The organism is Rhodococcus ruber, assembly GCF_016804345.1.
GTDB lineage: Bacteria > Actinomycetota > Actinomycetes > Mycobacteriales > Mycobacteriaceae > Rhodococcus > Rhodococcus ruber.
In genome coordinates this window covers 613065-638634 of record NZ_CP044211.1, presented here as the reverse complement: position 1 = coordinate 638634, position 25570 = coordinate 613065, and the positions used below count along the sequence as shown (strand labels likewise).

The window sequence follows — 25570 nt, the reverse complement described above, 5'->3', positions numbered from 1 at the left end:
AGTGTCGAGGGCCCCCGAGAGGTCGATGCCATGAGTCTCGAGAGTTCACAGAAGGGGCCGGCGACGGCCTCGGGTTCCGCCCTGGTGCTCGCGGTGCTGGCTGCGGGCCAGTTCCTGATGACGCTCGACAGCTCCGTGATGAACGTGTCGATGGCGACCGTGGCCGCGGACGTGAACACCACCATCACCGGCATCCAGACCGCCATCACCCTCTACACGCTGGTGATGGCCACCCTGATGATCACCGGCGGCAAGGTCGGCACCATTCTCGGCCGGCGCCGGGCGTTCGGGCTCGGCCTGATCATCTACGGTGCCGGCTCGTTCGTCACCGGCATCGCACCGAATCTCACCGTCCTGCTCATCGGCTGGTCCCTGCTCGAGGGCATCGGTGCGGCCCTGATCATGCCCGCGATCGTCTCCCTGGTCGCGGCGAACTTCCCCGCCGAACGCCGTCCCGCCGCCTACGGACTGGTGGCCGCCGCGGGCGCTGCGGCAGTCGCGGTGGGGCCGCTGCTCGGCGGGGCGGTGACTACGTTCGCGTCCTGGCGCTACGTCTTCTTCGGTGAGGTCGTCGTCGTCTTCTTGATCCTGCTCACGCTGCGCCGCGTGGAAGACATTCCACCCCAGCGGATCCGGCTCGACCTCGTCGGCTCGCTCCTGTCGGTGGTCGGCCTGGGAATGTTCGTCTACGGCGTGCTGCGCTCGAGCGAGTGGGGCTGGATCCAGACCAAACCCGGCGGACCGCAGATTCTGGGTCTGTCCCCCGTCATCTGGCTGCTGCTCGGCGGCCTGTTCGTGCTCTACCTGTTCCTGCGCCGGGAGACGTACCTGGCGAAGACGGGCGGCGAACCGCTGGTCGATCCCGCGCTGTTGAAGAACAGCCAGCTCACCGGGGGGCTGAGTATGTTCTTCGCCCAGTTCCTCATCCAGGCCGGAGTGTTCTTCTCCGTCCCCCTGTTCCTGTCGGTGGTTCTCGAACTCAGTGCGCTCGAGACGGGCGTGCGGATCCTTCCGCTGTCGATCGCTCTGGTCCTGGCGGCCATCGGAATCCCGAAGCTGCGACCTCACGCGAATCCCCGGCTCGTCGTCCGGCTCGGTCTCGGGACCATGGCCGTCGGCATCCTCATCCTTGTGGGCGGAATGGATCCCGGCGCCAGCGCGGCGGTCGTGTCGATCCCGATGCTGCTGATGGGTCTCGGCCTGGGGGCGTTGGCCTCCCAGCTCGGTGCGGTCACTGTGTCCGCGGTGCCGGACTCGCAGAGCGCCGAGGTCGGCGGTCTGCAGAACACGGCGACCAATCTCGGGGCGTCACTGGGAACCGCCCTGATCGGGTCCATCCTCATCGCCACCCTGACCACCTCCGTCATCGCCGGTATCGAGAACAACCCGGCGGTACCGGACTCGGTGCAGCAGCAGGCCGCCACGGACATGGCTGCCGGGGTGCCGTTCCTGTCCGACACCCAGCTCGAGGGGGCGTTGGCCGATGCCGGGGTGGACGAGTCCACTGCGGACGCGATCGTCGAGGTCAACTCGGACGCGCGGCTCGAGGCGCTCCAGGTGGCCTTCGCCGTCACGGCGCTGCTCGCCGTCGCCGCCCTGTTCGGCACCGGATCGCTGCCGCGCGTGCCGGTAGGCTCGCGGCCCGGGGAAGGTCAGCGCAGGCCCGACGAGACCGACGACGAACGCTGAGGCCGGAAGGCCAGGTCCCGGAGCCGCGCCCAGTCCCAGGTCGGTGCCGAGACCAGGGTTCCCGGACGCCGTCGGGGCACCCGCACCCGCAGCGCCTGTGGTTCGACGGTGCAGCGCACCGGTGTGGGCAGCGTCAACGCTTCCCCGTCCACCCCGACCGGTATCTCCGGGGCTTCCGCGTCGACGACCACCTCGGTGGCCACGCGCTGAACCAACCCCCGGCTGTGGGTGCGGCGCAGCAGGTCGACCGCCTGCCCCGCGCCGGCTACCGAGATCGTCACCACCCCGAGCACCCCGCGATCCAGCCGGGGCCGGCGTCCCAGCCCCGCGAGGTCGTCGGTCGCGTACGGGTCGTTGCTCACCAGGACGGCCTGCGCGCCCTCCACCGTCGTGTCGCCGTCGATGCGGGCCCGCAGCCGGGTGGCGCTGTCGCGGGCGAGCAGGTCGGGCATCATCCGCAGGGCCGTCCCGGCCTTGTCGTCCCGGTATTCCGGGCTCTGCACCACGTCGGCGTAGACGCCGAACGAGGCGTTGTTGACGAACACCCGTCCCCCGATCCGGCCGAGATCGACGCGGAGTTCCACCCCGTCCCGCAGCGCGTCCAGGCCTGCGGCCGGGTCCTCCCGGTCCAGTCCCAGGTCCAGCGCGAAGTGGTTCCGCGTGCCGGCGCTGATCACCAGGAACGGCAGCCCGTGCTCGGCCGCGATCGCCGCCACCAGGGCTTGGGTCCCGTCACCTCCGGCGACGCCGAGCAGGTCGGCGCCCCGCTCCACCGCCTGCCGGGCCAGGGCCTCGACGTCGACGGGGCCCGGCCCGGCGAGCAGGGCCACCTCGGCGCCGAGTTCCTCGGCTTTGCGTTGCAGATCGAACTTCACGACCTTGCCGCCCCCCGAACGGGGGTTCATCACCAGGAACGGGCGGTGGACCGGCGGGGCGGGGTACTCGGGCATCCCGGTGTCACGGCGCAGGGCCGCCCGCGCGCACGCCAGGGCGAGCAGCACCAGCGCGACCGACACCAACGCGACCCAGAGCACGCGTTCCCGCACGAACAGCACGGGCAGGGCGAGGGGGACGACCACCGCGAGACCCAGCGACAGCGCACGCAGCAGCCCACGGGTCGCGAGGAACCAGTACAGGGCCGCGACCGTCACCGCTGCCACCGCCACGCTCACCGCCAGGAGCGCGAGGGCGCCACGCAGGCCCGCGACGATCACCGGAACGGCGGCAGCGCCGAGGACGGCGGCGAACGCCGCCCGCGCCCACCATCGGCGCGAGGTCGGCACGTGGTCACCGGGAACGGCGTCCACCGGGCTCACGTCCCCGTCTTCGTGCCCGGGAGTTTCTCCGTCGGTTGTTCGTCCGTCGGCGGTGCCGACACCACGCCCTCCGTCGGCGGTGCCGACATCACATCCTCAGTCGGTTGGTCCCAGGTTCGTGCCGGCCGGATCAGCACCTCGAGCGCAAGCAGGGCCAGCAGGGCACCGAGAACGATCCACACGACCACCATGCCGGTCGGATAGCGCCAGAACATCAGCATCAGCGCGGCGACGCCGATGATCGCCAGCCGCAACGCCGTCCGGGCCCGGTAGGCCCCGGCTTCCACCTGGTTCGGTGGTCGCGGCTTACGGGACCGCTGCACCGCGTCCATTCCTCGCCCGAATCCACGACGGACGGCTGCCGCGGAGGCCGATCCCCCGGTCAGGTACGCCCCGACCGCGATCACCAGGCCGAGGACCGCCACCGCCCGCAGCGCGGTCCGCAGCGGCACCAACACCGTGTCGACGATCGCCGAGGCGGCGTCCGGGGACAGCACGTCCGGGGGAATGTCGCCGAGGTAGAGCGATCGGACGACGATCAGCGCGACCGCGAGGATCAGCATCCCCACGAGCAGTGCCGCTCCGACGAACGCCAGGGCACGACGACGACGGCCGGGCGGAGCCACTGCCACCGCGGCCACCGCGGCGGCGATCGTGAGCCACGGCAGCACATCCGACGCCGTGTCCAGTGCACTGACCGCCCGTTGCGCCTTGATCAGTTCCGGGGACTGGAACAGCACGAACTGCTTGTCGATGTCGGGGATCCTCTCGACGAAGGTGAATCCCCGGTCCAGCAGACGAGCCTTGACGTTGTCGATGATCGTGCCGAGGGAGATGCTGACCGTGCCGCTCTCGTCTACCGTCACCGAGGACGGCCCGCCCTCACCGGTGACGACTGCCACCAGACCGGTGTGCGCGGCTCGGTTGGCCTGGATCCACAGGTCCTCGAACTGGTCGGTCTGCACCAGCGACAGCACCGTCTCGTACACGAAGTTGCGTGCCTGCCCGGCGATCACCGGCGCGAGGCCCTCCACCGCCCGGTCCACGCGCGGCGCGTCCGCGGTCGCCGGAACGGCATCGGTCAGGGCGGTCAGCGCGTCGGACGTGAGGCCTTCGACATCGACCCGCGCAAAGATCTCGTCGGTGATCGTGCCCGCGATCTCGGTCTGCACCGCGGGATCGGAACCGAGCGGTGCCACCGTGGTGACGTACCGGTCCGTGTCGAGGATTTGGCTGCGGACGAACCGTGCCGTCACCGACGTGATCGCCAGCAGAGCGACCAGCACGGTCAGGATCGCCACCGCAGTCCAGCGAAGCCCGTGCCGCGGCGGACGCGACACGGGCGGGGGCGACGGCGGGGGCGCCTCGGGTGCGGCCTCCGTCCGCGCCCGCAGTGCGGCCACCTCGGCCCGCAACCGCTCCAGCTCGGCCCGTTCGGCGGTGTCGAGCGGAGCGGTGCCCGTGCCGCTGCGCGTAGGCTCGCTGTCCATCGTCATCTCATTCCACTCGGTGTGACACGGCGGCGGACGAAGCGCTTCAGGGGGATCGAAACCTCTGCACCCTTTGATATTCCGCCGATCGGTGGACGGCCCGGGGTCGATCACCTCGGTCCGGCCTTCACGCGAACCTAGTAGTCCAGCCGTGGATCCCAGGTCGAGACCGCCCAGATGACCACCACGTCGAGAGCGATGATCAGGATCGACCACCACGGGTAGTACGGCAACCACATGAAGTTGAGCAGGATCGACAGGGCCGCGACGACGATCGCCGCGACCCGCCCCCAGGTGGCCCCGGTGAGGAGGGCAGCGCCTACCACGATGAGGACGGCACCGGTGACGATGTGGATCCAACCCCACGTGGTGAGATCGAACTCGAAGGTGTATTTCTGCCCCACCACGAACAGTTCGCCCTCCGCGACGGCCGCGATGCCCTGCAGCAGTTGCAGAATTCCTACAGTCGCGAGAACGACGGCGGCACCGACCGAAATGCCCGTCGCGATCTTCTGCCCGACGCTCCTTTCGGCGGTACTGCCCCGGCTCACGCCGCCGTGGCCCGCACCGCCCTGACCGACACGCACATCCTCGGACACGCCCCGTCCCCTTCCCTGAGATCCGGCTCGGTGATCTGCGTTGAAACGACCTGCCGTATCGCCTCCGTTCCTCATCCGGCGGGTGAGCTTCGGAGCCGGGACGCGACTCGGGTCTGCGCCCAGGACTCGGGCCTCAGATCGTCGACCTGCACGCGGGGACCGTAGAACTCGTGAACCAGGCCTAGGACGCGGACGAGCACCTCCGCGTCCGTGAGATCGTCGCGGAGCACCAGATGCAATTGAGCCGGACTGTCGCCGGAATCCTTCGGCATCGTCAGCCGGCACACCCAGTCGCTCATCCGGGCCTCCCGACGCAAGATCTTACCCGGCAAGAAGATCGAGAATGCCGCTTCGCGCCGGCCGGCATCCCGACGGTCAACCCATCGACCATCCCGGGCTCCTTCCGACGTCGTTCCACTCCCGATCCAGGGCCGAGATCCTCCGCTTCGCACCGGCCCGGTGCACTCCGTAGAGGAGCAGCAGCGCGACACCGGAGCCCATCCCCCACACCGTGAGCGCGGCAACGACACCGGCTACGACGCCGTCCGAGCCTGTTCTGGGCGCGGCGACGGGATCACCGTTCGAGTCGATCCAGATATCGATCGTCTCGCCGGGTTTCGCACCGAAGGGCACCTCCACCCTGCCCGAGCGTGTTTCACCGGTCCCGGTCGTCCACCGCGCGGTCGCTCGATCCGGGTCGCCCGGACCCCGTGTCGCGGTGTCCGTCAGTGCATCGGCCCGCGCAGGTGCCGGTTCCTCGAGAAGGACCGCCGCCACCTGGTGCCGTTGCTGATGCTCCTGCATCGCCAGTTGGCCGATCCGGGCGTAAGTCGCCGTCCCGTAGGCGGCGGCGAACGGAATCAGGACGAGCACGAACAGTGCCACGGCCAGGACGAGTGCGGATTCCACTCGCTCGGATCGTCGCATCAGGGGATTGCCGCTCCACGGAGCGCGGCGCCACAACCGGAGGGCCAGGGGCTGCTCTGCGTTCATCTCGATACTCCTGCGTTGCTCGACTACAGTGTTCCGCCGCCGACGGCCAGTGGTGTAGAGCACAAGGTCACCGCTCGATTCGGGTGGTCGCGGGAGGGATCCGGAGCCGCCGCCCGGTGGTGAGATCGAGGGTCTTTGTCCCCTGGGGAGCGACCGGTCGCGGTGTCATTCTCGATGTGAGTCGCCCGGGTCCTCGGGAGCTCCGCCCCACCCGGGGTCCGCACACAGGAGGTGCACATCATGGATTCGTTCTGGGATTACGTGTGGTACACGGTCATCGTCTTCGCCTTCGTGGCCTACCTGATCGTGCTGTTCCAGATCTTGGTCGACCTGTTCCGCGATCACACCGTGTCCGGCTTCGCCAAGACCCTCTGGGTCATCGGGCTGGTCCTGTTGCCGTACCTGACCGCCTTCGTCTATCTGATCGCCCGGGGCCGCGGCATGGCGGAGCGGTCGATGCGCGCCCAGCAGGAGACCAAGCAGGCCACCGACGAGTACATCCGGCAGGTGGCCGGCAAGTCCCCGGCCGAGCACATCGCCGATGCGAAGGCGCTGTACGACTCGGGAGTGATCACCGAGGCCGAGTTCGAGCAACTCAAGGCCACGGCACTGGGACGGACATCCGCTGGGGAGACGGGCATGCAGGTCCGGTAGGGCCGGTCCCGCACGGCATCGCGAGGACGGGCGATCCGGTTCCGAGATGCTCGAAGCAGGCAACCAGTAGGCCGCGCACCGAACGACATGAGGTGGTTCCGGGCGGGGCCTTCCGGATGGGGTCGGAGGACTTCTGCCCCGAGGACATCACCGGCAACGTGCGAGAACGGACGACGGTGCCGACACCCACCCCGGCGGGTCCTCGAGGGCGGATCACACCTCTGCGCACCGACTGCCGGCGCTATCGGCCCGCAGCCAGGCAAGGGGAAAGCACGGAAAGGTCCACCTGCCTCATCGGGTTCCCCTGCCTCATCGCGCTTTACTGCATCGTGCGCGGTCGCTGAGCAACGCGGGTCAATCGATCGAGAACCAGGCCCGCACCTGCGCCTCGTGGTCGACGTAGCGCTCGCCGGAGACGTCGACGACGACCTTGTCGATCGTGCCTCCGGTGAAGCGGAACGGGGACACGTAGTCCGGGGTGACCGGCGAGGCGCTGTCGCGCCCGACGCAGATGCCGTCACCGACGAGGCAGAACGCCCCCGGCTGGGTGACGATCTCATCGGAGGCCACCTGCTGATCGTCGACATAGAGAGTCAGGGTGCCGGCGAAACCCGGCATTGCCGGATCGGTGTTCTTCCCCGATACGGCGAATTCGGCGGTGCACACGTGAGCGCCGGGGGTCAGGTCCCGGTCGGCGACCACGGTCTGCAGGTGCGTGCCGACCCAGTTGAAGGCATAGCGCAGACGACCGTCCTTGACGTACAGGCTGTGCCCGCCGGCCAGGCCGCCGTGGGCGTACAGAACTCCCTCGGCAGCGGCCGACTCCACGTGCACACCGGCGACGATCGTGTAGGACCGTCCGGTGATGGCGACGCCGGCCGCCTCCGGGACGTCCGCGCAGTCCGGATAGTAGACATAGTGGTCGCGCTTCTTCCCGGGATGGGGACGTTCGGCGAGCACCTGTTCGAGGGCGCTGCGATCGTCCAGCGGTAGCCCGTGGTGACGACCCGCGTAGTAGAACCACAGGCTCTTCAGAGCTTCCAGCCGCTCGGGTTCGGCGTCTGCGAGATTGTGCAGTTGGGCTCGATCCTCCGCGAGGTGGTACAGCTCCCACACGTCCTTGTCGAAGTGCCCCCACCCGGACAGGGGCGGATGCACGGAACAGACGAGCCACCCTTCGTGATACAGCGAACGCTGCCCCAGCATCGTGTAGAACTGCACGTCCTTGCCCGGTGCTGTGGGATCGGTCAGGGAGGCCGCGAAGCTCTCTCCCTCGAGTGGGCTCTGGGTGTATCCCTTCAGAACCGCGGGTGGGGTGATGCCGAGCAGCTCGTAGATCGTCGGGACGACGTCGACGGCGTGGACGTACTGCGAGCGAGGTTCGGCCGACGCCTCGATCCGCGCCGGCCACGAGACCACGCACATGTCGGCGACTCCACCTTCGTAGCCGGCCCAGCGCTTCCAGTACGGGAACGGGGTGTCGAAGGCCCACGCCCAGCCGGTGTTGTAGTGGTTGTACGACGCCGGTGTGCCCAGCTCGTCGAGGTGCGGCAGGGTGCCCTCGGTGGTGTCGGGGATCCCGTTGAAGAAGCGCCATTCGTTGAACGATCCGTTGGGTCCTCCTTCCCCGCTGGCACCGTTGTCGGAAACCACGACGACGAGGGTGTTGTCGAGCTCACCGCTCGCTTCGAGCATGTCGATCACCCGGCCGAGCTGGTCGTCCGTGTAGGAGATGTAACCGGCGAAGACCTGGGCCATCCGGACGAACAGGCGTTGCTCGTCGGCGGTGAGCGAGTCCCAGGGCCGGACGGTGTCGAGCAGCGGCCACGGCTGACCGTCGGGCCCGGTGGTGGCCGGCTCCCCGTGCGGATTGATCGGCGACAGCTCGGTGTTCCCGGGCAACAACCCGAGGTCCTTCTGCCGCTGCAGGATCTCGACGCGGATGGCCTCGTAGCCCTGGTCGAACCTGCCCTTGTACCGATCGGCCCACTCGGTGAACACGTGGTGCGGGGCGTGCCCGGCCTGCGGGGCCACGTACATGAAGAACGGCTTGTCGGGGTCGATGGTCTTGGCGTCGCGGATGAACTCGATCGCCTTGTCCGCAAGGTCCTTGGACAGGTGGTAGCCGTCCTCGGGCGTTCCGGGCGCTTCGATCGGGTGATTGTCGTAGACCAGGTCGGGGTACCAACTGCTGGATTCGCCGCCGAGGAATCCGTAGAAGCGCTCGAATCCGCGGCCCAGCGGCCACCGGCTCTTGACCGCCGACATGTTCATTTCTTCTCCCGGCGTCAGGTGCCACTTGCCGACGCAGTAGGTGTTCCACCCCCGCTCGGCCAGGACCTCCGAGACGAACCCGTTCTCGAACGGGATGTGGGTGCTGATGCCGGGGAATCCGGAGCTCAATTCGGCGATGGTCGCCATTCCGTTGGTCGTCGCGTTGCGTCCGGTCAGCAGCGACGCCCGGGTCGGGGAACACAGCGCGGTGGTGTGGAAGTTCGAGTACTTCACGCCGCGGTCCGCGATCCGCCGCATCGTCGGGGTCTCGATCGGGCCGCCGAAGATGTCCATACTGCCGTACCCGACGTCGTCCCAGGCGATGATCAGAACGTTCGGGGCACCCTCCGGCGCCTGCGCGGGCAGATACGGCGCCCAATCCGGGACGGAATCACGAATGTCGACCGCGATCTTTCCGTGGTGGGTTCTTGCCATGGCAACGCTCCCGATCTCGAGCAGACCTGTCGTTTTCCGGCATTCCGAGCGTATCGACCGGCCGAATCGCCGCACGTGCAAACGGCGCGATCCGCCGAAATTTCGTCGCACGATGTCTCGGATTCGGCAGAATATGACGACGCCGCCCCTCCGGTCGCGCCTGTCCCGGAACTCCGGTGCGGCGAGGCAAGGACCCGACTCATGATGTGGATCATCTTGGTGTTCCTGGGAGTTCCACTGTGGTCGGGTGTGGCAGCTCTCGTTCTGCCGCGCGGACGCCGATGGCCGGCCGGCGCACCCCGCCACCGCCCTCCGCCCGCGGAGGGGGCAGCATGACCTGGGCACTCCCGGCGATCGCCGGCATCTTGCTCGTCTTCGCGGCGATCTCCGGACGGGTTGCGGGCACTTCCGTCACGGCTCCGATGGTCTTCACCGTCGGCGGCCTCGTGCTGGGCGCACAGGCTGCCGGGCTGATCGACATCGAGGCGACCAGCGAAACGGTGAAACTCCTCGCCGAGGTCACCCTTGCCCTCGTGCTGTTCTCCGACGCCGCTGGTGTGGACCCGACCGCTCTACGGTCCGAGATCTCGCTTCCTGCACGTCTTCTCGGTATAGGACTGCCGCTGACCATCGCGGCCGGCTTCGCCGCCGCGGTGCTCGTGCTGGGCGACCTCTCCTGGCCCGAGGCGCTGCTGCTCGCCGTTCTCCTCGCGCCCACCGACGCCGCTCTCGGGCAGGCGGTGGTCACCCTGCCGATCCTGCCGACGCGGGTGCGCCAGGGACTCAACGTCGAAAGCGGCCTCAATGACGGCATCTGCGTACCGCTGTTCCTGATCGTGCTGGCGATCGCACGCGCCGAGTCCGGGGCGATCGGCGGCGGTGCAGCCGTACGGTTGGTCACCGAGCAGATCGGCTACGGCATCCTCGCCGGGGTAGGTGCCGGAGCGGTCGCGGCGGCGGTACTGATCCTCGCCGTCCGGCATCGCACGATCGACCCCCTGTGGGTTCAGATCGTGCCGGTGGCCGCCGCCACGCTGGCCTACACCGTCGCCGTGCCCCTCGGCGGCTCGGGATTCATCGCCGCCTTCGTGGGTGGGCTGACCTTCGGGACGATCCGGCGCCGCGCCGACGGGGAGGTCTCCCAACTGATCGACGAGGCGGGGATGTGTTCAACGCCGTGACGTTCATCGTCTTCGGGGCGGTGTTGCTCGGGCCGGCCCTCGAACACCTGTCGTGGCCGATACTCGCCTACGCCACGCTGAGCCTGACCGTCGTGCGCATGGTCCCCGTCACACTGTCGCTGCTCGGCACCCATGCCCGCGCCCCCACCCTCGCCTTCCTCGGCTGGTTCGGCCCCCGCGGACTGGCCACCATCGTCTTCGTCATCCTGATTCTCGAAGAACCCGGTACCCTGCCTCACGAAGACCTGCTACTGCTCACCGCTGTTGTCACCGTGGGCCTGTCGGTGCTCGCCCACGGAGTCACCGCCGCCCCCCTCGCCGACCGGTACGCCGCATGGTTCCGCCGCCACCCCCGACCCGAACGGAAGCCGGCACACGAGGCGTAGACGCCGCGGCCCCGGATCTGCGTCCGGAATATCCGGTCTGTCCTGCTCGGGTCCATATCAGGCGCCGTAGGTCACCGGATCGAGCGGTCTTCACCGAGCTCCTTTCCGGGCGCGGCCATCAGGTCTACCGTCGATTGCGTAGAACCCACCGGCAGACCGACTTGCCAGGTCGTCATCGGACTCTCCGACAAGCCGGCCGTCCGGGACGAGGCGGCACGTGGACGCCGCCGAATCAGACGTGGAACCCGCCACGGGTATGTGGCCTTGCCACTCCATCGACGGCAACTCGGCAAAGGAGACGACGCGATGACCGAACAGGTCGAACGACAAATCGACAGTGACATCGACGAACTCGGTCCGGTGGACTGGATCGTAGTGGAGTTCCCGGGCAGCAGGTTCAGGGGCGAGATCGCACCCGCCCTCGAAGAACTCGTCGAACGCGGAACAGTACGCGTCCTGGATCTGCTGTTGCTGAAGAAGGACACCGACGGATCGCTCGAAGCGTTCGAGCTCGCCGACCTGGACGAAGCCGAGATCGGCGCGCTGCGCTCCTACGAAGCCGAGCTGGCGATGCTGCTCAGCGAGGAGGACGTCGAGGCGGTCGCCGCGGCCGTCGAGCCCGGCAGCACCGCGGCCTTGCTCGTGTGGGAGAACCTGTGGGCCGCGCCGTTCGCGTCGGCGATCCGCCGCGCCGGGGGACAGCTGGTGGCCAGCGGCCGCATTCCCGTACAGGCCCTGCTGGCCGCAATCGAGGCCGACGAATCGGAAGGAGACTGACATGCCTCTCGCAGCCAGGCGCATGCGCCGCGCCGCAGTGATCGGGCCCGCGCCCGTGGCTCGTACGGCCACGACTGTCGCAACCGCAGCGGTGGTCGCTCACGGCGTCCGCCGGCGTTCCGACCGCCGGGAAGATCGGCGAGAAGACCGCAGAGACCGGCGCTGACCCGACGGCCGGAACACGGCCGGCTCGTCCGTAAGCCCGACAGTGGAAGGGACTGCCATGGCTGCCACGACGTCAGCGGTGTCGCCGCGCCGGCCCGCCCTCGAACGATTGCGTGAGGCCGAACACCTCGTCCTGGAACTGCCTGTCATGGGCCACATCAGCCTCCCGCCGCCCGAGCAGCTCGCATACCTCGCAGGCGTCGGCACCCTGGTGGCCCTCGAGCTCCTCGAGTGGCCGGTGGCGGTTGCCATCACCGCGGGCCACCTTCTGGCCGAGGCGCATCACCACCGCCTGCTCCAGGGAATCGGCGAGGCGCTGGAGGAAGCCTGAGCTCCAGCTCGGCGAGGCGGTCCGGCAGGCGTCCGGACAGCAACGCCGGGACGGGGCGGGCGGCGCTCTCTCGGATCAGAGACCGCGCTGAGCGGTGATCCGCCCCGCGGCGATCGCATCGACGAGCGCAGCGTGGTCCCGGACGTTCTGCTCGGCGTAGGCGACCGCGAAAGCCGCTATGGCGTCGTCGAATTCGGTTCCGGATCCGAGGTATGCGGCGATCGCGATGCGGTCGCCGGATCGGGCGTGCCCGTACGCCAGCACCCGTCCGCACAGCCGCCCGTACAGCGTCATGCCGGTGGGGGTCATCGCCTCGACGACCGCAGAGCCCTTGCCGTCCCGCAGCTGCCGCAGGTAGAAGTCGCGCCGGATCCCGTCCGGGCCGGGGCCCTGCTGCCAGCCGAGGAAGATGTCGCTGGCCGCCTGCATCAGCCGCTGGCCGTTGACCACCCGTTCGCCCTCGTTGGCGAACGTCGGTCCGTCCACGTAGTACGAGAGCACGGACCGTTGCGCCTCCTTGGCCTGCAGGAAGAGCGGGTCGTCGTCACCCGTGCCGCGCAACAGGAAGATCCACGCCCGGGTCCCGACGCTACCGACACCGACCACCTTGCGCGCCGCCTGCACGAACTCGAACTGCTCGAGCAATACCCGCCGATCCCACTGGAGGGTCGAGCGGTACTGGCGCAGGCGCTGGTGCAGGTCGGCGTAGAGTTCGTCCGCGTCCGCGTCGGGCAGCACCTCCTCGATGGGGACGATGAGCGGCGGGTTGCTGATGATCCGGCGCCGGCCGTCGACCACCTCGGTCAACTTGGCCAGCGCCTGGACGCTGTCCCGGTGCCGGGACTTCTCGAGAGTCTTGCGCAGGCGCTTCTTCATGGACGAGTCGAGTTCGTCGCGCAGCTCCGCGAGTTCCGCGCCGGCTTCGATGTGCGAATACCAGACCGCCAGATTCCCACGCTCCGCCTGCCGGGCGATCGTCTCGCGGTATTCGGCGGCACAGGCGCGGGCGATGCGCGCCTGCTGCTTGCTCGTGAATCCGTTGTCCTGCGCGGCGATCACGAGACTGGCGACGAGCCGCTTGACGTCCCACTCGAACGGCCCGGGATACGTCTCGTCGAAGTCGTTGATGTCGAAGGTCAGCTTGCGTTCCGGGGTGGCGAAGATACCGAAGTTGCTCAGGTGCGCGTCCCCGCACAGCTGAGTGAGGACGGTCGTGGTCGGCCCGCGGGACAGATCGTCGGCCATCACCAGGGCCGCACCGCGATAGAAGGAGAACGGAGTTTCTGCCATGCGGCCGTAGCGCACCGGAACCAGGTCCGGCACCCGGGACGTCGCCTGCTGCTCCAACAGGTCGAGCGGATCGGGACGACCGCTCGTATCGAACTCGGCGAGCGCGGAGAGCGGGATCCGGGCGCGTGCCGCCCGGCCGCGTTCCGCCCGCTCCTCCCTGGTGAGGTGTTCGACTGCTGTTGCGCTTCTCGAGGTCTCGGCCATCGGATTCTTCCTCTCACGTCTTCTTCTGCTGCTGGCGCCACTTCACGGCCGCGGTCAGGAAACGGATGCCGAGCGCGATAAGGACAAGGTTGCCGACCATCTGCGCCGTGACGAGCGCCCGCGCGCCCTCGGTGGTCGCGACGATGTCGCCGAAGCCCACCGTCGCGAAGACGGTCATGCAGAAGTACAGCGCGTCGATCCGCGAGAGCGGCTCGTCGAACGCTTCCGGATAGTTGTAGGACAGGACGTGATACACCGTCGAGTACCCGACGAGGTAGACGGCGACCGACAGCAGCAGCGCCTCGATCGCCTGCACGGCCGGGTACGGGGACCGCAGCACCTGCCGGATCTGCCAGGCGCACACTGCGCACACCAGGAGGGTCCCGCCGATCAGCAACGCCAGGGTGGAGACATCGTCGATGTCCTCGAGCGGCAGCACGAAGTACGCGATCACCAGCAACACCGTGGTGAGCAGCGGCCGCAGCACCGCCAGCCAGAGCAGCCGTCGGCCTCCTACGTCGGGCAGGCCGGACGGGGCGTCACCGTCGGTCATCGGCGACGTCCCGGCCTGCCGGCGAAGCCGTCAGTAGGAGTCCCGACGCGGGTTCCACGTCGACACCGCCCAGATGACGACCACATCGAGCGCGATGATCAGTATCGACCACCACGGGTAGTAGGGCAGCCACATGAAGTTCGCAAGAATCGACAGTGCCGCAAGCACGATGGCCGCAACCCTCGCCCAGGTCGCGCCGGTGAAGAGGACAAGACCGACGAGCGTGATCACCGCACCGAGCACGATGTGGATCCATCCCCAGGTGGTGAAGTCGAACTTGTACGTGTACTCGATCCCGACGACGAACAACTCGTCCTCGGCTACGGCGGCGATCCCCTGGAAGATCTGGAGGATACCGATCGTGGTGAGGATGATCGCGGCGCCGATGGACGTACCGGCCGCCACACCCTGTTTGACACTCGTGTCCTGGGACATGCCAATCGCCTTCCCTTCGCTCCGGCCCGACGTACGGTATTGTGCGCGCGTCACCGGCCACCCCGCATTGAGTTGACGATCTTCGTGCGATCCCGACCGCATGGCTGCGCGGGAGGGATCCGAAAGGTCTTCGGTCACCACATCGACCGAAGGGCGAGTCGTCCGCGGCCGAGCGGAGAACAACGCCACTGCCGGTCGTGCGCTCCAGTCACCGCCTCGACACAGCCGGACACGGCCCGGCCACCCGTTCCCGGCACAGCGGAAAGAGGAATCCCATCAGCGATGCCGACATCCTGGGTCCTGTCGACGATCTCGTCGTCGAGTTACCGCAGACCGACGGCTCGGCCCTGCCGCTGCCGGACGGCCTCGTCGCGCGCGGGATCATCGCGGTGCCGGACCTCGCCTTCGTCCGCAAGGACACCGACGCCTCCCTGGGCGGGATCGACGTCTCCGAGATCGGCTCGAGGACGACATCGACGTGATCCTCTTCGCCGGGGCGGCCACCTGCATGCTCGACGACACCGACCTCGGTGAGACCGGTGCGGCCCTCGGGTGCTCGGCGGCGATCGTCGTCTACGAGAACACCAGGGCCGCACCCTTCGCGGCCACCGTGCGCCCCAACGGCACCCGACTCGTCGCCTCACTCGAGGTGCTCGAAGACCAGACCTGAAGTGCCAGGGAGCACTGACCGAGCTCGAGGCCGAGAACTCGGTCCTCGGCTCGTAGCGGTTTCCAGGAGTTCTCTACTCCGCGCGCCATACCGGCGCGCGCTTCTCGGCGAACGCGCGGGCGCCTTCCTGCGCGTCCGCGGAGGCGAACACGGGCTCGACGAGCGCCCGCTGCGACGCGAACGCCTCCGCATCGGTGTACTGCACCGCCGAGGACATGATCTGCTTGGACGCCCGGACGGCGAGCGGCCCGTTGCCGCTGATGCGGGCGGCGAGCGCCCGCGCCCCGTCCAGCGCCGCACCCGGCTCGGTGAGGGTGTTGACCAGACCGTGCGCGTGCGCCACCTCGGCGGTGAGCGGGTCGCCGGTCAGCACGATCTCCATGGCGAGCTGGTACGGCAGCACCTTGGGCAGGCGCAGCAGGCCGCCGGCTGCCGCGACGAGTCCGCGCTTGACCTCGGGCAGCCCGAATTTAGCGCCCCGGGCAGCGACGACGAGGTCCGCCGAGAGCGCGAGTTCGCATCCGCCGGCGAGAGCCCAGCCCTCGACCGCGGCGATCAGCGGCTTCGTCGGCGGACGCTCGGTGAGCCCGGCGAATCCCCGGCCGGGCAGCGACGGCCGCTCGCCCCGGGTGAACGCCTTGAGGTCCATGCCGGCGCAGAAGGTGCCGCCGGCGCCGGTGACGATCCCGACGACCAGGTCCGGCCGCGCCTCGAACTCGTCGACGGCGGCAGCGAGCGCCTTGGCGACCTCGAGATCGACGGCATTGCGCGCCTCGGGCCGGTTGATGGTCATGACGGCGATGCCGTCGCCGAACTCGGTCAGTACAGCGCTCACGTGGCGTCTCCTCGTCGCGGGGGTTCCGGCCGCACCCGCGGCGCCGCCGGAGCGTCCCGTCGAGTCGATCACCGGACCGGCGCCCGGGACAAAGTCCGAACGGGAGATCGACCCATAGCCGAAACCTATGTAGCGGAACCCGGGCCGTGAGGTACCCGTCACTGTTCTCGCACCGAGGGGAAGAACCCGGGCGGCGGGGGGCGTTGGACTCGACCGATCGACGACGACCACGACATGGAAGGAGACACGCGATGCGCACAGCGCCACCGGCTGCCCCGCCGGAACGACCGGCGCCGCAGCCGATGCGACATCCCGTCGCGTGCGTCCTTCCCCCAGCGGGACCCCGGCAGGCGGGTTCGCCGACGACGCGACCCGGCACCTGCTGACCGCCGCCTCCGCATCCATCCGTTCCTCGACACCGTTCTGCGCCACAACGCGTTTCGTTCTGCCACGACTTCATGCCGGGGCACTGCGCCGCCCCGACCGAACCCGCATTCCATCCTCGGAAGGAGGACCTGCCCGTGACTACGATGCTCACCGACCTGCTCGCCCCGTCGGACACCACGCCGGACTGGGACCTGGCCGCGTGCCGCGGCGACGCGACGCCGGACGCCTGGTTCCCGGACCCGTCGGAGTCGTTCGACTACGCCCGCCGGGTGTGCGCCCGCTGCCCGCTCGTCGCCGCATGCGCCGCCTACGCCGGCGAGACCCGGCAGTCCGGCATCTGGGGCGGCAAGGAGTTCCGCCGCGGCCGCGTGACCCGCGGATAGCCCCTGCACGTCACGCCTGCGCCCCCGTCACCGACTCGCGACGGGGGCGCCGCGCTTTGCGCGCGACCGGGACACCTACCGATCGCTCAGTAAACCTGTCATGCTGACCGACGTGGAACACATCGCCCTGTCCGTCGCCGACGGCATCGCCACCATCACCCTCGACCGCCCCGACCAGCTCAACGCCTTCACCACCACGATGGAGCACGAGCTGATCGAGGCCTACGACCGCTGCGACGCCGACGATTCCGTACGCGCCGTCGTGATCACCGGCGCCGGACGCGCCTTCTGCGCCGGTGCAGATCTCTCCGCGGGCGCCGACACATTCGCGCAGCGGCTCGACGAACCGGGTGCCGACGACGTCCGGCGCGACGGCGGTGGTCGCGTCGTCCTGCGCATGTTCGAGTGCCGCAAGCCGATCATCGCGGCGATCAACGGCCCGGCCGTCGGCGTCGGCATCACCATGACGCTCGCGGCGGACTTCCGCCTCGCTGCCGACGACGCCCGCATCGGCTTCGTCTTCAACCGCCGCGGCCTCGTCCCCGAGTCGTGCTCCACCTGGTTCCTGCCCCGCCTGGTTCCATTGCAGACCGCCCTGGACTGGGTGTACTCGGGACGGATCTTCGACGCGACCGAGGCCCACGCGGCCGGGCTCGTCTACGCGCTCCATCCCGCAGCCGATCTGCTCGATCGGGCCCGTGCGCTGGCCCGCAGCCTCACCGAACACTCGGCGCCGGTCTCGGTGGCGTTGTCACGGCAGATGATGTGGCGCACGCTCGGCGCGGAGCACCCGATGATCGCGCACCGCATCGAGACTCGCGGCATCAACATCCGCGGCACGGGCCCCGACGCCCGGGAAGGCATCTCGTCCTTCCTCGAGAAGCGCCCCGCGTCGTTCCCGGACCGGGTGTCGAGCGATCTGCCCGACCTGTTCGGCGACGACCTGCCGACGCCGCCGTTCCATCCCTGAACGGTCACCATTGACTGTTTAGGTCGGAGGCCCCTACGCTCGGGGGCGACGAACCGAGAGGGGATCCGCATGCCGACCCACGTCCGACCCGACGTCGTCGAACGCTGGCACCACATCGTCGAGCACGGTGACGAGGCAGCCCTGGACGATCTGATCGCCGACGACGCCGTCTTCTACTCCCCCGCGGTGTTCACGCAACAGGAGGGCAAAGCCCTGACTCTCGCCTACCTGCGGGCCGCGCTCGCCGTGTTCACCGGGCGGGACTTCCGGTACGTCGGCGAGTGGTACTCCGCCGGGTCGGCGGTGCTCGAGTTCACCGCCGACCTCGACGGCATCCACGTCGACGGCATCGACATGATGCACTGGAACGACGCCGGGCAGATCACCTCGTTCAAGGTGATGATCCGGCCGGTCAAGGGCCTGCACGCCCTGATGCCGCTCATGGCCGCCCAGCTCGGGCAATCGTAAGGCCGCACCGTACGACCGCACCGCCTGCAAGACCGCACCGTCTCAAAAAGCACCGCCTCCGAAAAAGCACCGTAAGACCGCACAGCACAAGGAGTTCCGCATGGCCCTGCCCCCGATCCTGCAAGACCGGCTGCGCCTGCCCGTGGTGGCGTCGCCGATGTTCATCGTCTCCGGCCCGGACCTGGTGATCGCCCAGTGCACCTCCGGCGTCGTCGGCTCGTTCCCCTCTCTCAACGCCCGTCCCCAGGCGATGCTGCGCGAGTGGCTCACCCGCATCACCGAGGCCCTGGCCAAGCACGACGCCAACCACCCCGAGGCGCCGTCCGCGCCCTATGCGGTCAACCTCATCGTGCACCGCTCCAACGACCGCCTCGAGGAAGACCTCGCCACCATCGTCGAATTCGAGGTCCCGGTCGTCATCACCTCCCTCGGCGCCCGCACCGACGTCAACGACGCCATCCACTCCTACGGCGGCATCGTCCTGCACGACGTCATCAACAACACCTTCGCGCGCAAGGCGATCGACAAGGGCGCCGACGGGCTCATCGCCGTCGCCGCCGGCGCCGGCGGGCACGCCGGCGCCCAGTCCCCGTTCGCGCTGGTCCAGGAGATCCGCGAGTGGTTCGACGGCCCGCTGCTGCTGTCGGGCTCGATCGCGCACGGCCGCTCGATCCTCGCCGCGCAGGCCGCCGGCGCCGATCTCGCCTACGTCGGGTCGGCGTTCATTGCCACCGAAGAGGCCAACGCCGACGACCGCTACAAGGACATGATCGTCGACTCGACCGCCGCGGACATCGTCTACTCGAACCTGTTCACCGGCGTGCACGGCAACTACCTGCGGGGCAGCATCGAAGCCGCGGGTCTCGACCCGAACAACCTCGCCGTGTCGGATCCGTCGGCCATGGACTTCGGCACCGGGGAGACCTCCGGAACCGGAGCGAAGGCGAAGGCCTGGCGCGACATCTGGGGTTCAGGACAGGGCATCGGCGCGGTCGACGCCGTCGTACCCGCTGCCGAACTCGTCGACCGGCTCGCCACCGAGTACCGCGCGGCGCGCGAGCGGCTCGCCGGCCTGTAGGCGCACCGTCCGGCTGACGGCGGCCGCCACGGCCACCCCACCGAGGAGGGCGGCGAGCATCCACGCGGTGCTCGCCGCGCCGAGGGCCGTCGTCAGCACGCCCACCGTCAGCGGCGCGAACATCGCCGGCAGCGACGTGACCAGGCCGGTGGCCGCGCCGACCCGGCCCCGCACCGCGTCGGGTACCAGTTCGGCACAGCGAGCGGTCACCACCACCGACCACGACGGGGTCACCGCCAGCAGGGCCGCGTAACCGGCGGCGGCGACGAACGGCGACCCCGTGGCCGCCGCGAGGACCGCCAGAACCCCGAGGGCCGCCGAGAGCACGAGCAGACGGTGCGCCGGGATCCGGCGCCGGAGCCGCGGCACCGCCAGGGCTCCGAGCATGCCCCCGCCGTACGCGCCGGCGAGCACGATCCCCACCGTCGAGGACGGCGCACCGCTGCCGGCCAGGAGCACGACCACCACCAGCCCACAGCCGTTGACCACGAACTCGGCGACGGCCGTCAGCGCCGCGGTGGTACGGACGAACCGGTGGGATGCGAACCACCGCAACCCTTCCCGGATCGACGCCCACGGCCGCTCCGCGACCGGGCCGGGGCCGCGAGGCGCCTGCAGCGGGGTGCGGACCCGGGCCGCGGCGGCCCCCGCCACCACGAACGACACGGCATGTCCCGCGAAGGGCAGCGCGGCGCCGAGGCCGTAGAGGGTGGCCGCGAGCGGCGGTCCGGCCACGCCCGTCGCATACCCCCGTGCCTCGAAAAGCCCGTACGCCGTGCCGATCTGCTCGCGTTCGACCACCTGCGGCACCGCCGCGTCCTCGGCGAGGCCGCGCACCGCCCACCCCGCCCCGAGCACCGACACGGCGGCGAGGACGGGCACCGGGTCGAACGCGCCGCGCCACGCGCAGAACGCCAGCACCGCGGCGGCGGTGGCCGAGCAGGCGTCGACGGTGAGCATGACGCGGCGGCGATCGAAGCGGTCGACGATCCAGCCGGCGGGCACCGTGGCGGCCGTGAAGGCACCCATCGTCACGGTGGAGACCAGACCGACCGTCGCGGCCGACCCGCTGACCGCGAGCACCCACAGCATGATCGCGACGCCGTAGCCGCGGCTGCCGAGCTGCGCGACCGCCTGCCCGGCGCACAGCCGCGCGAAGTCGGGATTGCGGAGCGCACCGGACACCGGACTTCACCCGAGTCCGGCGGCAGGGTGCCCGAGCGCCGTGACCGCCAGGACCGGTTCGGCGGTGGGGTCGCAGCCGAGCAGGTCTTCGAGCTCGCGGTCGCGCATCGCCGTCGCCGTCACCGCACCGAGTCCGAGCGCGGTGGCGGTGAGCAGGACGGTCTGACTGACGTGGCCGAGCTCGACGAGGATGTCGCGGTAGGCGCGCGAATGTTCGTACCGCCACCGGGTCCGGGCCGGTACCGCCGTGTAGATGAGCAGCGCCGGGCAGTCCGACAGCCACGGCTGCTCGCCGAGCGCCGCGTCCAGCACGGACCGGGGCACGCTCTGCCCGATCCGTTCCAGCCCACCGCGCATCGGCGCGTAGTGGAAGAACCCCGGCTCGAGTCCGTCGACGCGGTTCGCGTAGAGATACAGCTCGAGGGGGGTGCGGGCACCGGCGGACGGGCTGGTCTTCAGCAGCACCTGCCCGACCTGCGGATGGTCGATCACCGTGACGGGCCCCGCCGCGACGCGCGCGACGGTGCCCACGGCGTCGAGAGACACGGGATCTGCGGTGAACTGCCGGACCGAACGGCGCTCGAACAGGGCCTCGACGAGGCCCGGACGCTGCCATCCCGACGAGTCCGGCCGATCGCCGGGTACGGGAATCATCGGGTGCTGCGGATAGGACTTGGCGGCTGCGGGCGCCGGCTGCTCGCTCGCTTTGGCAGCCGACCGCAGTTCGTCGTCGACTACGTCCGCGAACCGGACGTCCGAGCCGGTGCGGGCCGCGAAATGCAGGTAACGGGCCGACGGGCCCCACGTGCCCCATTCGACGAGCATCTGCTCCTGCTCGGCGTGCTCGGCCGAACCCTCGGCGACGAGCACCTGCGCCTCGAGCAGCCGGTGAGCGATTCCGAGGGGTAACTCCCCCAGCTCGGAGATGCTGTCGAGTTCGCGCCACGACGCGAACCAGCGCAGGACCCGCTCGCTGTCGGGGGTGAGGGCGAACTGCCGGTGGTGCAGGTAGTCGTCCCACACCAACGTGCCGTTGCGCCAGAACAGCACCGCGTACTCGGCGACGGCGACACGGGTCATCGGTTCTCTCCTCGGTGTGCGGGGACGGCGGCGGCGATCAGAGCGCGCACCGCGTTCGTGGTGTCGGAGTCACCGGCGCCGTGTTCGGCCCAGCGCCAGTCGAATTCGGGATTGACCTCGAGGAACACCGGGCCGGTGGGCGTGTCGAGCAGGTCGACGGCGGCGAGGTCGAGCCGGAACCGGTCGAGGAGCCCCCGCACCGCTTCGTCGATGCCGGACGGAATGGCACAGCGCCGCACGGTGATCGACTCCGGCCGGGTCCACAACGACTCCGGGGTGGGCCGCGTGACGGCGTACCCGATCAGGGTTCCGCCGACGGCGTGGATGCGCAGCTCCCGGTCGGCCGCCACGTACTCCTGCACGAGCACGGGTGCACCCGTGTCCTGTCGACCGTCGAGTGCCGTGCGGGGGACGCGCTGTGGGTAGATGCCGCGCAGACGGCCGGGCCGTGGTTCGACGCAGTGCCGGCCGAGGCTCTTGACCAGCAGGTCGCCGTCGCCCGGGAGGGCCCGGGCCGCGACGTCGAGCCGTGTCGTCACGAGGGTCGCGGGGACGCGCAGCCCGGCCGCGCGCGCGGCAGCGAGCTGGGTGAGCCGATCGGGGGTTCCGGGCCGCGCGGCGGGATTGAGCGTGCGCACCCCTTCGTGCGCTGCCAGGGCGGTGACGAACGCCTGCCACTGGTCCCGCACGTGCAGTGTCACGTCGGGTGCGGTGTGCCCGCTGTGCAGGGCGTCCACGTCGAAGTACCGCGACCAGCACACCCGGGGCCGGAACGTCCGGCCGTCACGGACGAGCAGGCCGTCGAGCGGGTCCCACTGCACGTCGGTGCCGGCGCAGCGGTCGCTGTCCAGACGCACCAGCGCGGTGCCGCGCGCGGCGAGCCACAGTGACAGAGCGTCGACCTCGCGGTCGGCGGCCCGGGTGAGGACGAGGACGCACGGCGCGGGATCCGGCGCCGTGGGATGTCCGACGCGGGCCTGGAAGTCCAGGGATTCGGCCGAGGCCGTCGTGACGTGGGGGTGCGGGCGCAGCAGCAGCGGCAGCGCAGCGGTCATGGGGGTTCCTCCGGTGGCGGTCGAGGGGACGGGACGGCCGGAGCACCGTGGTACTCCGGCCGTTGCACGTCCGTCGATCAGCCGCCGTGACACCCCTTGCAGCCGGGCCGGGTCATGGCTTCGACGTAGTCGCTCGCATACGCGGCGAAGGTGGCGTCCTCGATCGCCGCGACGCTGCGCAGCGCCGCTTCGTCATCGAGGGTGAGCAGGGTCCGGGCCATCTCTTCGACGTTCATGGCGTCCGCCTTTCCTGGGGGTTCCGCCGTCCCCGGGACCGGGTGGGCGGGCGTCGATCCGACATACCGATCGTCGACCACGGCGTCACCCGTGCCCAGGCACCCCAGGGCGGAATCTGCCCACCCCCTGCCGGTCAGACCTCGTCGAAGTAGGTCAGCTTCGGCGCGCCGGCGAGCAGCGGGCCGAGTTCGGTGATGGCGCCGGGCCCGGCCCGGAACTCGCGGTAGGCGGCGTCGTGCTGTTCGGACTCCCACTTCTCCACGACGACCCAGTGCGCCTCGTTCGACCGGTCGGCGAGCACCTCGATGCCGAGGCACCCGTCGAACGCGCGGGTCTCCTTCAGAACCCGGTCCATCAGTGCGCGGCCCTCCCCGAGCGTCTCGGGCTTGAACTCGAGCTCCAGGAATGCGGTCAGTGCCATAGTTCCTCCTCGTGGACGATTCTTGCTGGACAACATTTCCGGCGGCTCAGAAGATCGAGTATCCGCCGTCGATCAGGGTGGACGATCCGGTCTGGAACGCGGAAGCGTCACTCGCAAGGTACACGGCGATGCCGGCGAAGTCCTCGGGAGTTCCCCACCGGCCCAACGGTACTCGCGAGATCACGTGGGACTCGAACGTCTCCGAGTCCTGCAGCGGCCCGGTCATGTCGGTGGCGATCCAGCCGGGCAGCACGCTGTTGACGCGGATGCGGTGCCGGGCGAGTTCCACCGCGCAGCCGTTGGCCAGCGCCAGGACCCCGGCCTTGGTGGCGGCGTACGCCTGATTGCGTCCGGCGCCCTGGATCGCACCCAGGCTCGACGTGACGATCATCGATCCGCCGGTGCCCCGGCCGACGAGCACCCCGGCCGTCTCCCGCAGGGTGAAGTACGCGCCGTCGAGGTTGGCCGCCATCACCTTCCGGTAGTCCTCGGTGCTCGAGTCGACGAACCGCGCGAGCGGCACCCCGATTCCGGCGTTGACCACGACGACGTCCAGCCCGCCGAGTTCCTCGACCGTCGCGGCGACACCGTCGCGGACGGCCGCTTCGTCGGACACGTCCACCGATCGGGTGAGCACGCGGACCCCGGTCGCCTCGAGGTCGGCCGCCGCCTTCGCGAGCCGGTCGGTGCCGCGGCCCCACAGCGCGACGTCGGCGCCCGCGGCGGCGAGTCCCCGCGCCATGCCCAGGCCGATGCCGGCCGAGCCGCCGGTGACCAGTGCCCGCTTCCCGGACAGATCGAACATCGTGTCGCTCCTTCGAAGGTGGCGTGGATCAGGCGTATTCGGCGGCGATGTCCCGGCCGATGATCTCCTTCATGATCTCGGTGGTGCCACCGTAGATGGTCTGGATGCGGGTGTCGACGTAGGCGCGCCCGATGGGGTACTCCATCATGTACCCGTAGCCGCCGTGCAACTGCACGCACCGGTCCACGACGCGCTTCTGCAGCTCGGTGGCCCACCACTTGGCTTTGGCGGCGTCGACGGCGGTCAGCTCCCCGGCGTTCAGTGCGAGCACGCACCGGTCGACGTGCGAACCGGTCACCTCGATCTCGGTGAGCATCTCGGCGAGGGCGAAGCGGGTGTTCTGCAGGTCGCCGATCGGCTTGCCGAATGCCGTGCGTTCGAACACGTAGTCCTTGGTCCACCCGTACGCCGCCCGGGCCGCGGCGACGGCACCGACGGCGATGGAGATACGTTCGAGGGGAAGGTGTTCCATGAGGTGGACGAATCCCTGACCCTCGGTCCCGAGCACGTTGCCCGCCGGCACCCGTACGGCGTCGAAGGACAGCTCGGCGGTGTCCTGGCCGGCCAGGCCCACCTTGTGCAGTTTGCGGCCGCGGGTAAAGCCCGGCATGTCGCGTTCGACGACGAGCAGGGAGAAGCCGCGGGCGCCGGCCTTCGGGTCGGTGCGGGCGACGGCGATCACCAGGTCGGAATGGATTCCGTTGGTGATGAACGTCTTCTGCCCGGTCAGGATCCAGTCGTCGCCGTCGCGCACCGCGGTGGTCTTGATCCCCTGCAGGTCGGACCCGGTGCCGGGCTCGGTCATGGCGATGGCCCCGATGAGTTCGCCGGCGGCCATGCCGGGGAGCCAGCGGCGCTTCTGCTCCTCGGTGCCGAGGTCGGCGATGTAGGGGACGGCGATGTCGTCCTGCAGGCTCATGCCGGAGCCGAAGGAGGTGGTGCCGGTGCGGGCGATCTCCTCGGCGACGACGCAGCGGAACCGGTAGTCGGTCACGCCGGACCCGCCGTACTCCTCGGGGACGCCGAGGCCGACGACGCCCGCCTTGCCCGCGGCGATCCAGGCGGAGCGGTCGATCAGCCGCTCGTCCTCCCAGCGTTCGTAGTTCGGTTCGACCTCGCGGGCGAGGAACTCGCGTACCGTCTCCCGGTACGCGTCGTGGTCGGCGTCGAAGAAGTGGCGCTTCATGAATGTCCCTGTCTCGGTGTGCACGGTCTCGGTGTGCA

At 69.7% G+C, this 25570-nt stretch carries 24 protein-coding genes and 2 pseudogenes; 10 read left to right on the top strand and 16 right to left on the bottom strand.

The window, feature by feature from the left end:
* Positions 1-30: 30 nt before the first annotated feature.
* Positions 31-1689, top strand: a complete 1659-nt coding sequence (locus F1734_RS02990) for an MFS transporter (protein WP_124258907.1) — start codon at positions 31-33, stop codon at positions 1687-1689.
* On the opposite strand, the gene F1734_RS02985 is transcribed toward F1734_RS02990, so the two are convergent.
* The 4 genes from F1734_RS02985 to F1734_RS02970 form a co-directional block, all read right to left on the bottom strand.
* Positions 1653-3005, bottom strand: coding sequence for a diacylglycerol/lipid kinase family protein (locus F1734_RS02985; RefSeq protein WP_203011347.1), 1353 nt, complete (start codon positions 3003-3005; stop codon positions 1653-1655). The genes F1734_RS02990 and F1734_RS02985 overlap by 37 nt on opposite strands.
* Entirely contained in the window at positions 3002-4501 is a 1500-nt protein-coding gene (locus F1734_RS02980; RefSeq protein ID WP_203011346.1) for a hypothetical protein, read from the bottom strand. Before F1734_RS02980 ends, F1734_RS02985 begins: the two co-directional genes overlap by 4 nt.
* 131 nt (positions 4502-4632) lie before the next feature.
* Positions 4633-5094 (bottom strand): DUF7144 family membrane protein, encoded by a 462-nt coding sequence (locus F1734_RS02975; RefSeq protein ID WP_420803902.1) that lies wholly within the window; start codon positions 5092-5094, stop codon positions 4633-4635.
* 375 nt (positions 5095-5469) lie between these two features.
* Positions 5470-6087: an Rv1733c family protein gene (locus F1734_RS02970; RefSeq protein ID WP_203011345.1), complete on the bottom strand. Its 618-nt coding sequence runs from the start codon at positions 6085-6087 to the stop codon at positions 5470-5472.
* A 240-nt stretch (positions 6088-6327) separates the two neighbouring features.
* On the opposite strand from F1734_RS02970, the gene F1734_RS02965 reads away from it, so the two are divergent.
* The gene (locus F1734_RS02965) at positions 6328-6741 is read left to right on the top strand and encodes an SHOCT domain-containing protein (RefSeq protein ID WP_054373417.1); all 414 of its coding nucleotides are present in this window, start codon (positions 6328-6330) and stop codon (positions 6739-6741) included.
* Positions 6742-7095: 354 nt separating this feature from the next.
* Here F1734_RS02965 and F1734_RS02960 read toward each other — a convergent pair whose 3' ends face one another.
* Positions 7096-9450 carry an arylsulfatase gene (locus tag F1734_RS02960; protein ID WP_203011344.1) on the bottom strand — a complete coding sequence of 785 codons (2355 nt, stop codon included), beginning with the start codon at positions 9448-9450 and terminating at the stop codon, positions 7096-7098.
* 332 nt (positions 9451-9782) lie between these two features.
* Here F1734_RS02960 and F1734_RS02955 point away from each other — a divergent pair.
* The 3 genes and pseudogenes from F1734_RS02955 to F1734_RS02945 all read left to right on the top strand — a co-directional run bounded on the left by F1734_RS02955 (position 9783) and on the right by F1734_RS02945 (position 12290).
* Positions 9783-11017 (top strand): annotated as a pseudogene (locus F1734_RS02955) (cation:proton antiporter).
* Positions 11018-11323: 306 nt separating this feature from the next.
* Positions 11324-11794: a DUF6325 family protein gene (locus tag F1734_RS02950; protein WP_003939438.1), complete on the top strand. Its 471-nt coding sequence runs from the start codon at positions 11324-11326 to the stop codon at positions 11792-11794.
* A 223-nt stretch (positions 11795-12017) separates the two neighbouring features.
* Positions 12018-12290, top strand: a complete 273-nt coding sequence (locus tag F1734_RS02945; protein WP_003939437.1) for a hypothetical protein — start codon at positions 12018-12020, stop codon at positions 12288-12290.
* Positions 12291-12365: 75 nt separating this feature from the next.
* Here F1734_RS02945 and F1734_RS02940 read toward each other — a convergent pair whose 3' ends face one another.
* From F1734_RS02940 to F1734_RS02930, 3 genes are read right to left on the bottom strand one after another with little or no spacing between them, the layout of a single operon-like run.
* Positions 12366-13784, bottom strand: coding sequence for a DUF2252 domain-containing protein (locus F1734_RS02940; protein WP_010596002.1), 1419 nt, complete (start codon positions 13782-13784; stop codon positions 12366-12368).
* A 13-nt stretch (positions 13785-13797) separates the two neighbouring features.
* Positions 13798-14337: a potassium channel family protein gene (locus F1734_RS02935; protein ID WP_003939435.1), complete on the bottom strand. Its 540-nt coding sequence runs from the start codon at positions 14335-14337 to the stop codon at positions 13798-13800.
* 30 nt (positions 14338-14367) lie between these two features.
* Entirely contained in the window at positions 14368-14772 is a 405-nt protein-coding gene (locus F1734_RS02930) for a DUF7144 family membrane protein (protein ID WP_003939434.1), read from the bottom strand.
* Between the two features lie 275 nt (positions 14773-15047).
* On the opposite strand from F1734_RS02930, the pseudogene F1734_RS02925 reads away from it, so the two are divergent.
* A pseudogene (locus F1734_RS02925) lies at positions 15048-15442 on the top strand (DUF6325 family protein).
* Between the two features lie 73 nt (positions 15443-15515).
* On the opposite strand, the gene F1734_RS02920 reads toward F1734_RS02925, so the two are convergent.
* Complete coding sequence (locus F1734_RS02920; RefSeq protein ID WP_010596001.1) at positions 15516-16277, bottom strand: crotonase/enoyl-CoA hydratase family protein; 762 nt, start codon at positions 16275-16277, stop codon at positions 15516-15518.
* A 521-nt stretch (positions 16278-16798) separates the two neighbouring features.
* Between F1734_RS02920 and F1734_RS02915 the strand changes: the two genes are divergently transcribed.
* From F1734_RS02915 to F1734_RS02900, 4 genes are all read left to right on the top strand, one after another.
* Complete coding sequence (locus F1734_RS02915) at positions 16799-17047, top strand: WhiB family transcriptional regulator (RefSeq protein ID WP_017681556.1); 249 nt, start codon at positions 16799-16801, stop codon at positions 17045-17047.
* 112 nt (positions 17048-17159) lie between these two features.
* On the top strand, positions 17160-18017 hold the full coding sequence (locus tag F1734_RS02910) for a crotonase/enoyl-CoA hydratase family protein (RefSeq protein WP_193788770.1): 858 nt from the start codon (positions 17160-17162) through the stop codon (positions 18015-18017).
* Between the two features lie 69 nt (positions 18018-18086).
* Positions 18087-18485, top strand: coding sequence for a nuclear transport factor 2 family protein (locus F1734_RS02905; RefSeq protein ID WP_203011343.1), 399 nt, complete (start codon positions 18087-18089; stop codon positions 18483-18485).
* 100 nt (positions 18486-18585) lie between these two features.
* Positions 18586-19563, top strand: a complete 978-nt coding sequence (locus F1734_RS02900; protein ID WP_203011342.1) for an NAD(P)H-dependent flavin oxidoreductase — start codon at positions 18586-18588, stop codon at positions 19561-19563.
* On the opposite strand, the gene F1734_RS02895 is transcribed toward F1734_RS02900, so the two are convergent.
* The 7 genes from F1734_RS02895 to F1734_RS02865 form a co-directional block, all read right to left on the bottom strand.
* Entirely contained in the window at positions 19456-20748 is a 1293-nt protein-coding gene (locus F1734_RS02895) for an MFS transporter (RefSeq protein WP_203011341.1), read from the bottom strand. The two genes, F1734_RS02900 and F1734_RS02895, sit on opposite strands and share 108 nt — an antisense overlap.
* Before the next feature lie 6 nt (positions 20749-20754).
* Entirely contained in the window at positions 20755-21828 is a 1074-nt protein-coding gene (locus F1734_RS02890; protein ID WP_040271429.1) for a SagB/ThcOx family dehydrogenase, read from the bottom strand.
* Entirely contained in the window at positions 21825-22883 is a 1059-nt protein-coding gene (locus F1734_RS02885) for an ATP-grasp domain-containing protein (RefSeq protein WP_010595994.1), read from the bottom strand. Before F1734_RS02885 ends, F1734_RS02890 begins: the two co-directional genes overlap by 4 nt.
* Positions 22884-22960: 77 nt before the next feature.
* Positions 22961-23119 (bottom strand): hypothetical protein, encoded by a 159-nt coding sequence (locus tag F1734_RS02880; RefSeq protein ID WP_010595993.1) that lies wholly within the window; start codon positions 23117-23119, stop codon positions 22961-22963.
* A 134-nt stretch (positions 23120-23253) separates the two neighbouring features.
* Positions 23254-23541 carry a putative quinol monooxygenase gene (locus F1734_RS02875; protein ID WP_010595992.1) on the bottom strand — a complete coding sequence of 96 codons (288 nt, stop codon included), beginning with the start codon at positions 23539-23541 and terminating at the stop codon, positions 23254-23256.
* 46 nt (positions 23542-23587) lie between these two features.
* Positions 23588-24346: an SDR family NAD(P)-dependent oxidoreductase gene (locus tag F1734_RS02870; RefSeq protein WP_119699298.1), complete on the bottom strand. Its 759-nt coding sequence runs from the start codon at positions 24344-24346 to the stop codon at positions 23588-23590.
* Positions 24347-24374: 28 nt separating this feature from the next.
* Positions 24375-25532: an acyl-CoA dehydrogenase family protein gene (locus F1734_RS02865; protein ID WP_203011340.1), complete on the bottom strand. Its 1158-nt coding sequence runs from the start codon at positions 25530-25532 to the stop codon at positions 24375-24377.
* Between the last annotated feature and the right edge of the window lie 38 nt (positions 25533-25570).

Coding starts and splice junctions, on each gene's coding strand:
- F1734_RS02880 (WP_010595993.1), bottom strand. CDS start 23,119: ATGAACGTCGAAGAGATGGCCCGGACCCTGCTCACCCTCGATGACGAA.
- F1734_RS02905 (WP_203011343.1), top strand. CDS start 18,087: ATGCCGACCCACGTCCGACCCGACGTCGTCGAACGCTGGCACCACATC.
- F1734_RS02870 (WP_119699298.1), bottom strand. CDS start 24,346: ATGTTCGATCTGTCCGGGAAGCGGGCACTGGTCACCGGCGGCTCGGCC.
- F1734_RS02990 (WP_124258907.1), top strand. CDS start 31: ATGAGTCTCGAGAGTTCACAGAAGGGGCCGGCGACGGCCTCGGGTTCC.
- F1734_RS02885 (WP_010595994.1), bottom strand. CDS start 22,883: ATGACCGCTGCGCTGCCGCTGCTGCTGCGCCCGCACCCCCACGTCACG.
- F1734_RS02965 (WP_054373417.1), top strand. CDS start 6,328: ATGGATTCGTTCTGGGATTACGTGTGGTACACGGTCATCGTCTTCGCC.
- F1734_RS02950 (WP_003939438.1), top strand. CDS start 11,324: ATGACCGAACAGGTCGAACGACAAATCGACAGTGACATCGACGAACTC.
- F1734_RS02945 (WP_003939437.1), top strand. CDS start 12,018: ATGGCTGCCACGACGTCAGCGGTGTCGCCGCGCCGGCCCGCCCTCGAA.
- F1734_RS02940 (WP_010596002.1), bottom strand. CDS start 13,784: ATGGCCGAGACCTCGAGAAGCGCAACAGCAGTCGAACACCTCACCAGG.
- F1734_RS02980 (WP_203011346.1), bottom strand. CDS start 4,501: ATGACGATGGACAGCGAGCCTACGCGCAGCGGCACGGGCACCGCTCCG.
- F1734_RS02900 (WP_203011342.1), top strand. CDS start 18,586: ATGGCCCTGCCCCCGATCCTGCAAGACCGGCTGCGCCTGCCCGTGGTG.
- F1734_RS02865 (WP_203011340.1), bottom strand. CDS start 25,532: ATGAAGCGCCACTTCTTCGACGCCGACCACGACGCGTACCGGGAGACG.
- F1734_RS02935 (WP_003939435.1), bottom strand. CDS start 14,337: ATGACCGACGGTGACGCCCCGTCCGGCCTGCCCGACGTAGGAGGCCGA.
- F1734_RS02930 (WP_003939434.1), bottom strand. CDS start 14,772: ATGTCCCAGGACACGAGTGTCAAACAGGGTGTGGCGGCCGGTACGTCC.
- F1734_RS02890 (WP_040271429.1), bottom strand. CDS start 21,828: ATGACCCGTGTCGCCGTCGCCGAGTACGCGGTGCTGTTCTGGCGCAAC.
- F1734_RS02970 (WP_203011345.1), bottom strand. CDS start 6,087: ATGAACGCAGAGCAGCCCCTGGCCCTCCGGTTGTGGCGCCGCGCTCCG.
- F1734_RS02960 (WP_203011344.1), bottom strand. CDS start 9,450: ATGGCAAGAACCCACCACGGAAAGATCGCGGTCGACATTCGTGATTCC.
- F1734_RS02875 (WP_010595992.1), bottom strand. CDS start 23,541: ATGGCACTGACCGCATTCCTGGAGCTCGAGTTCAAGCCCGAGACGCTC.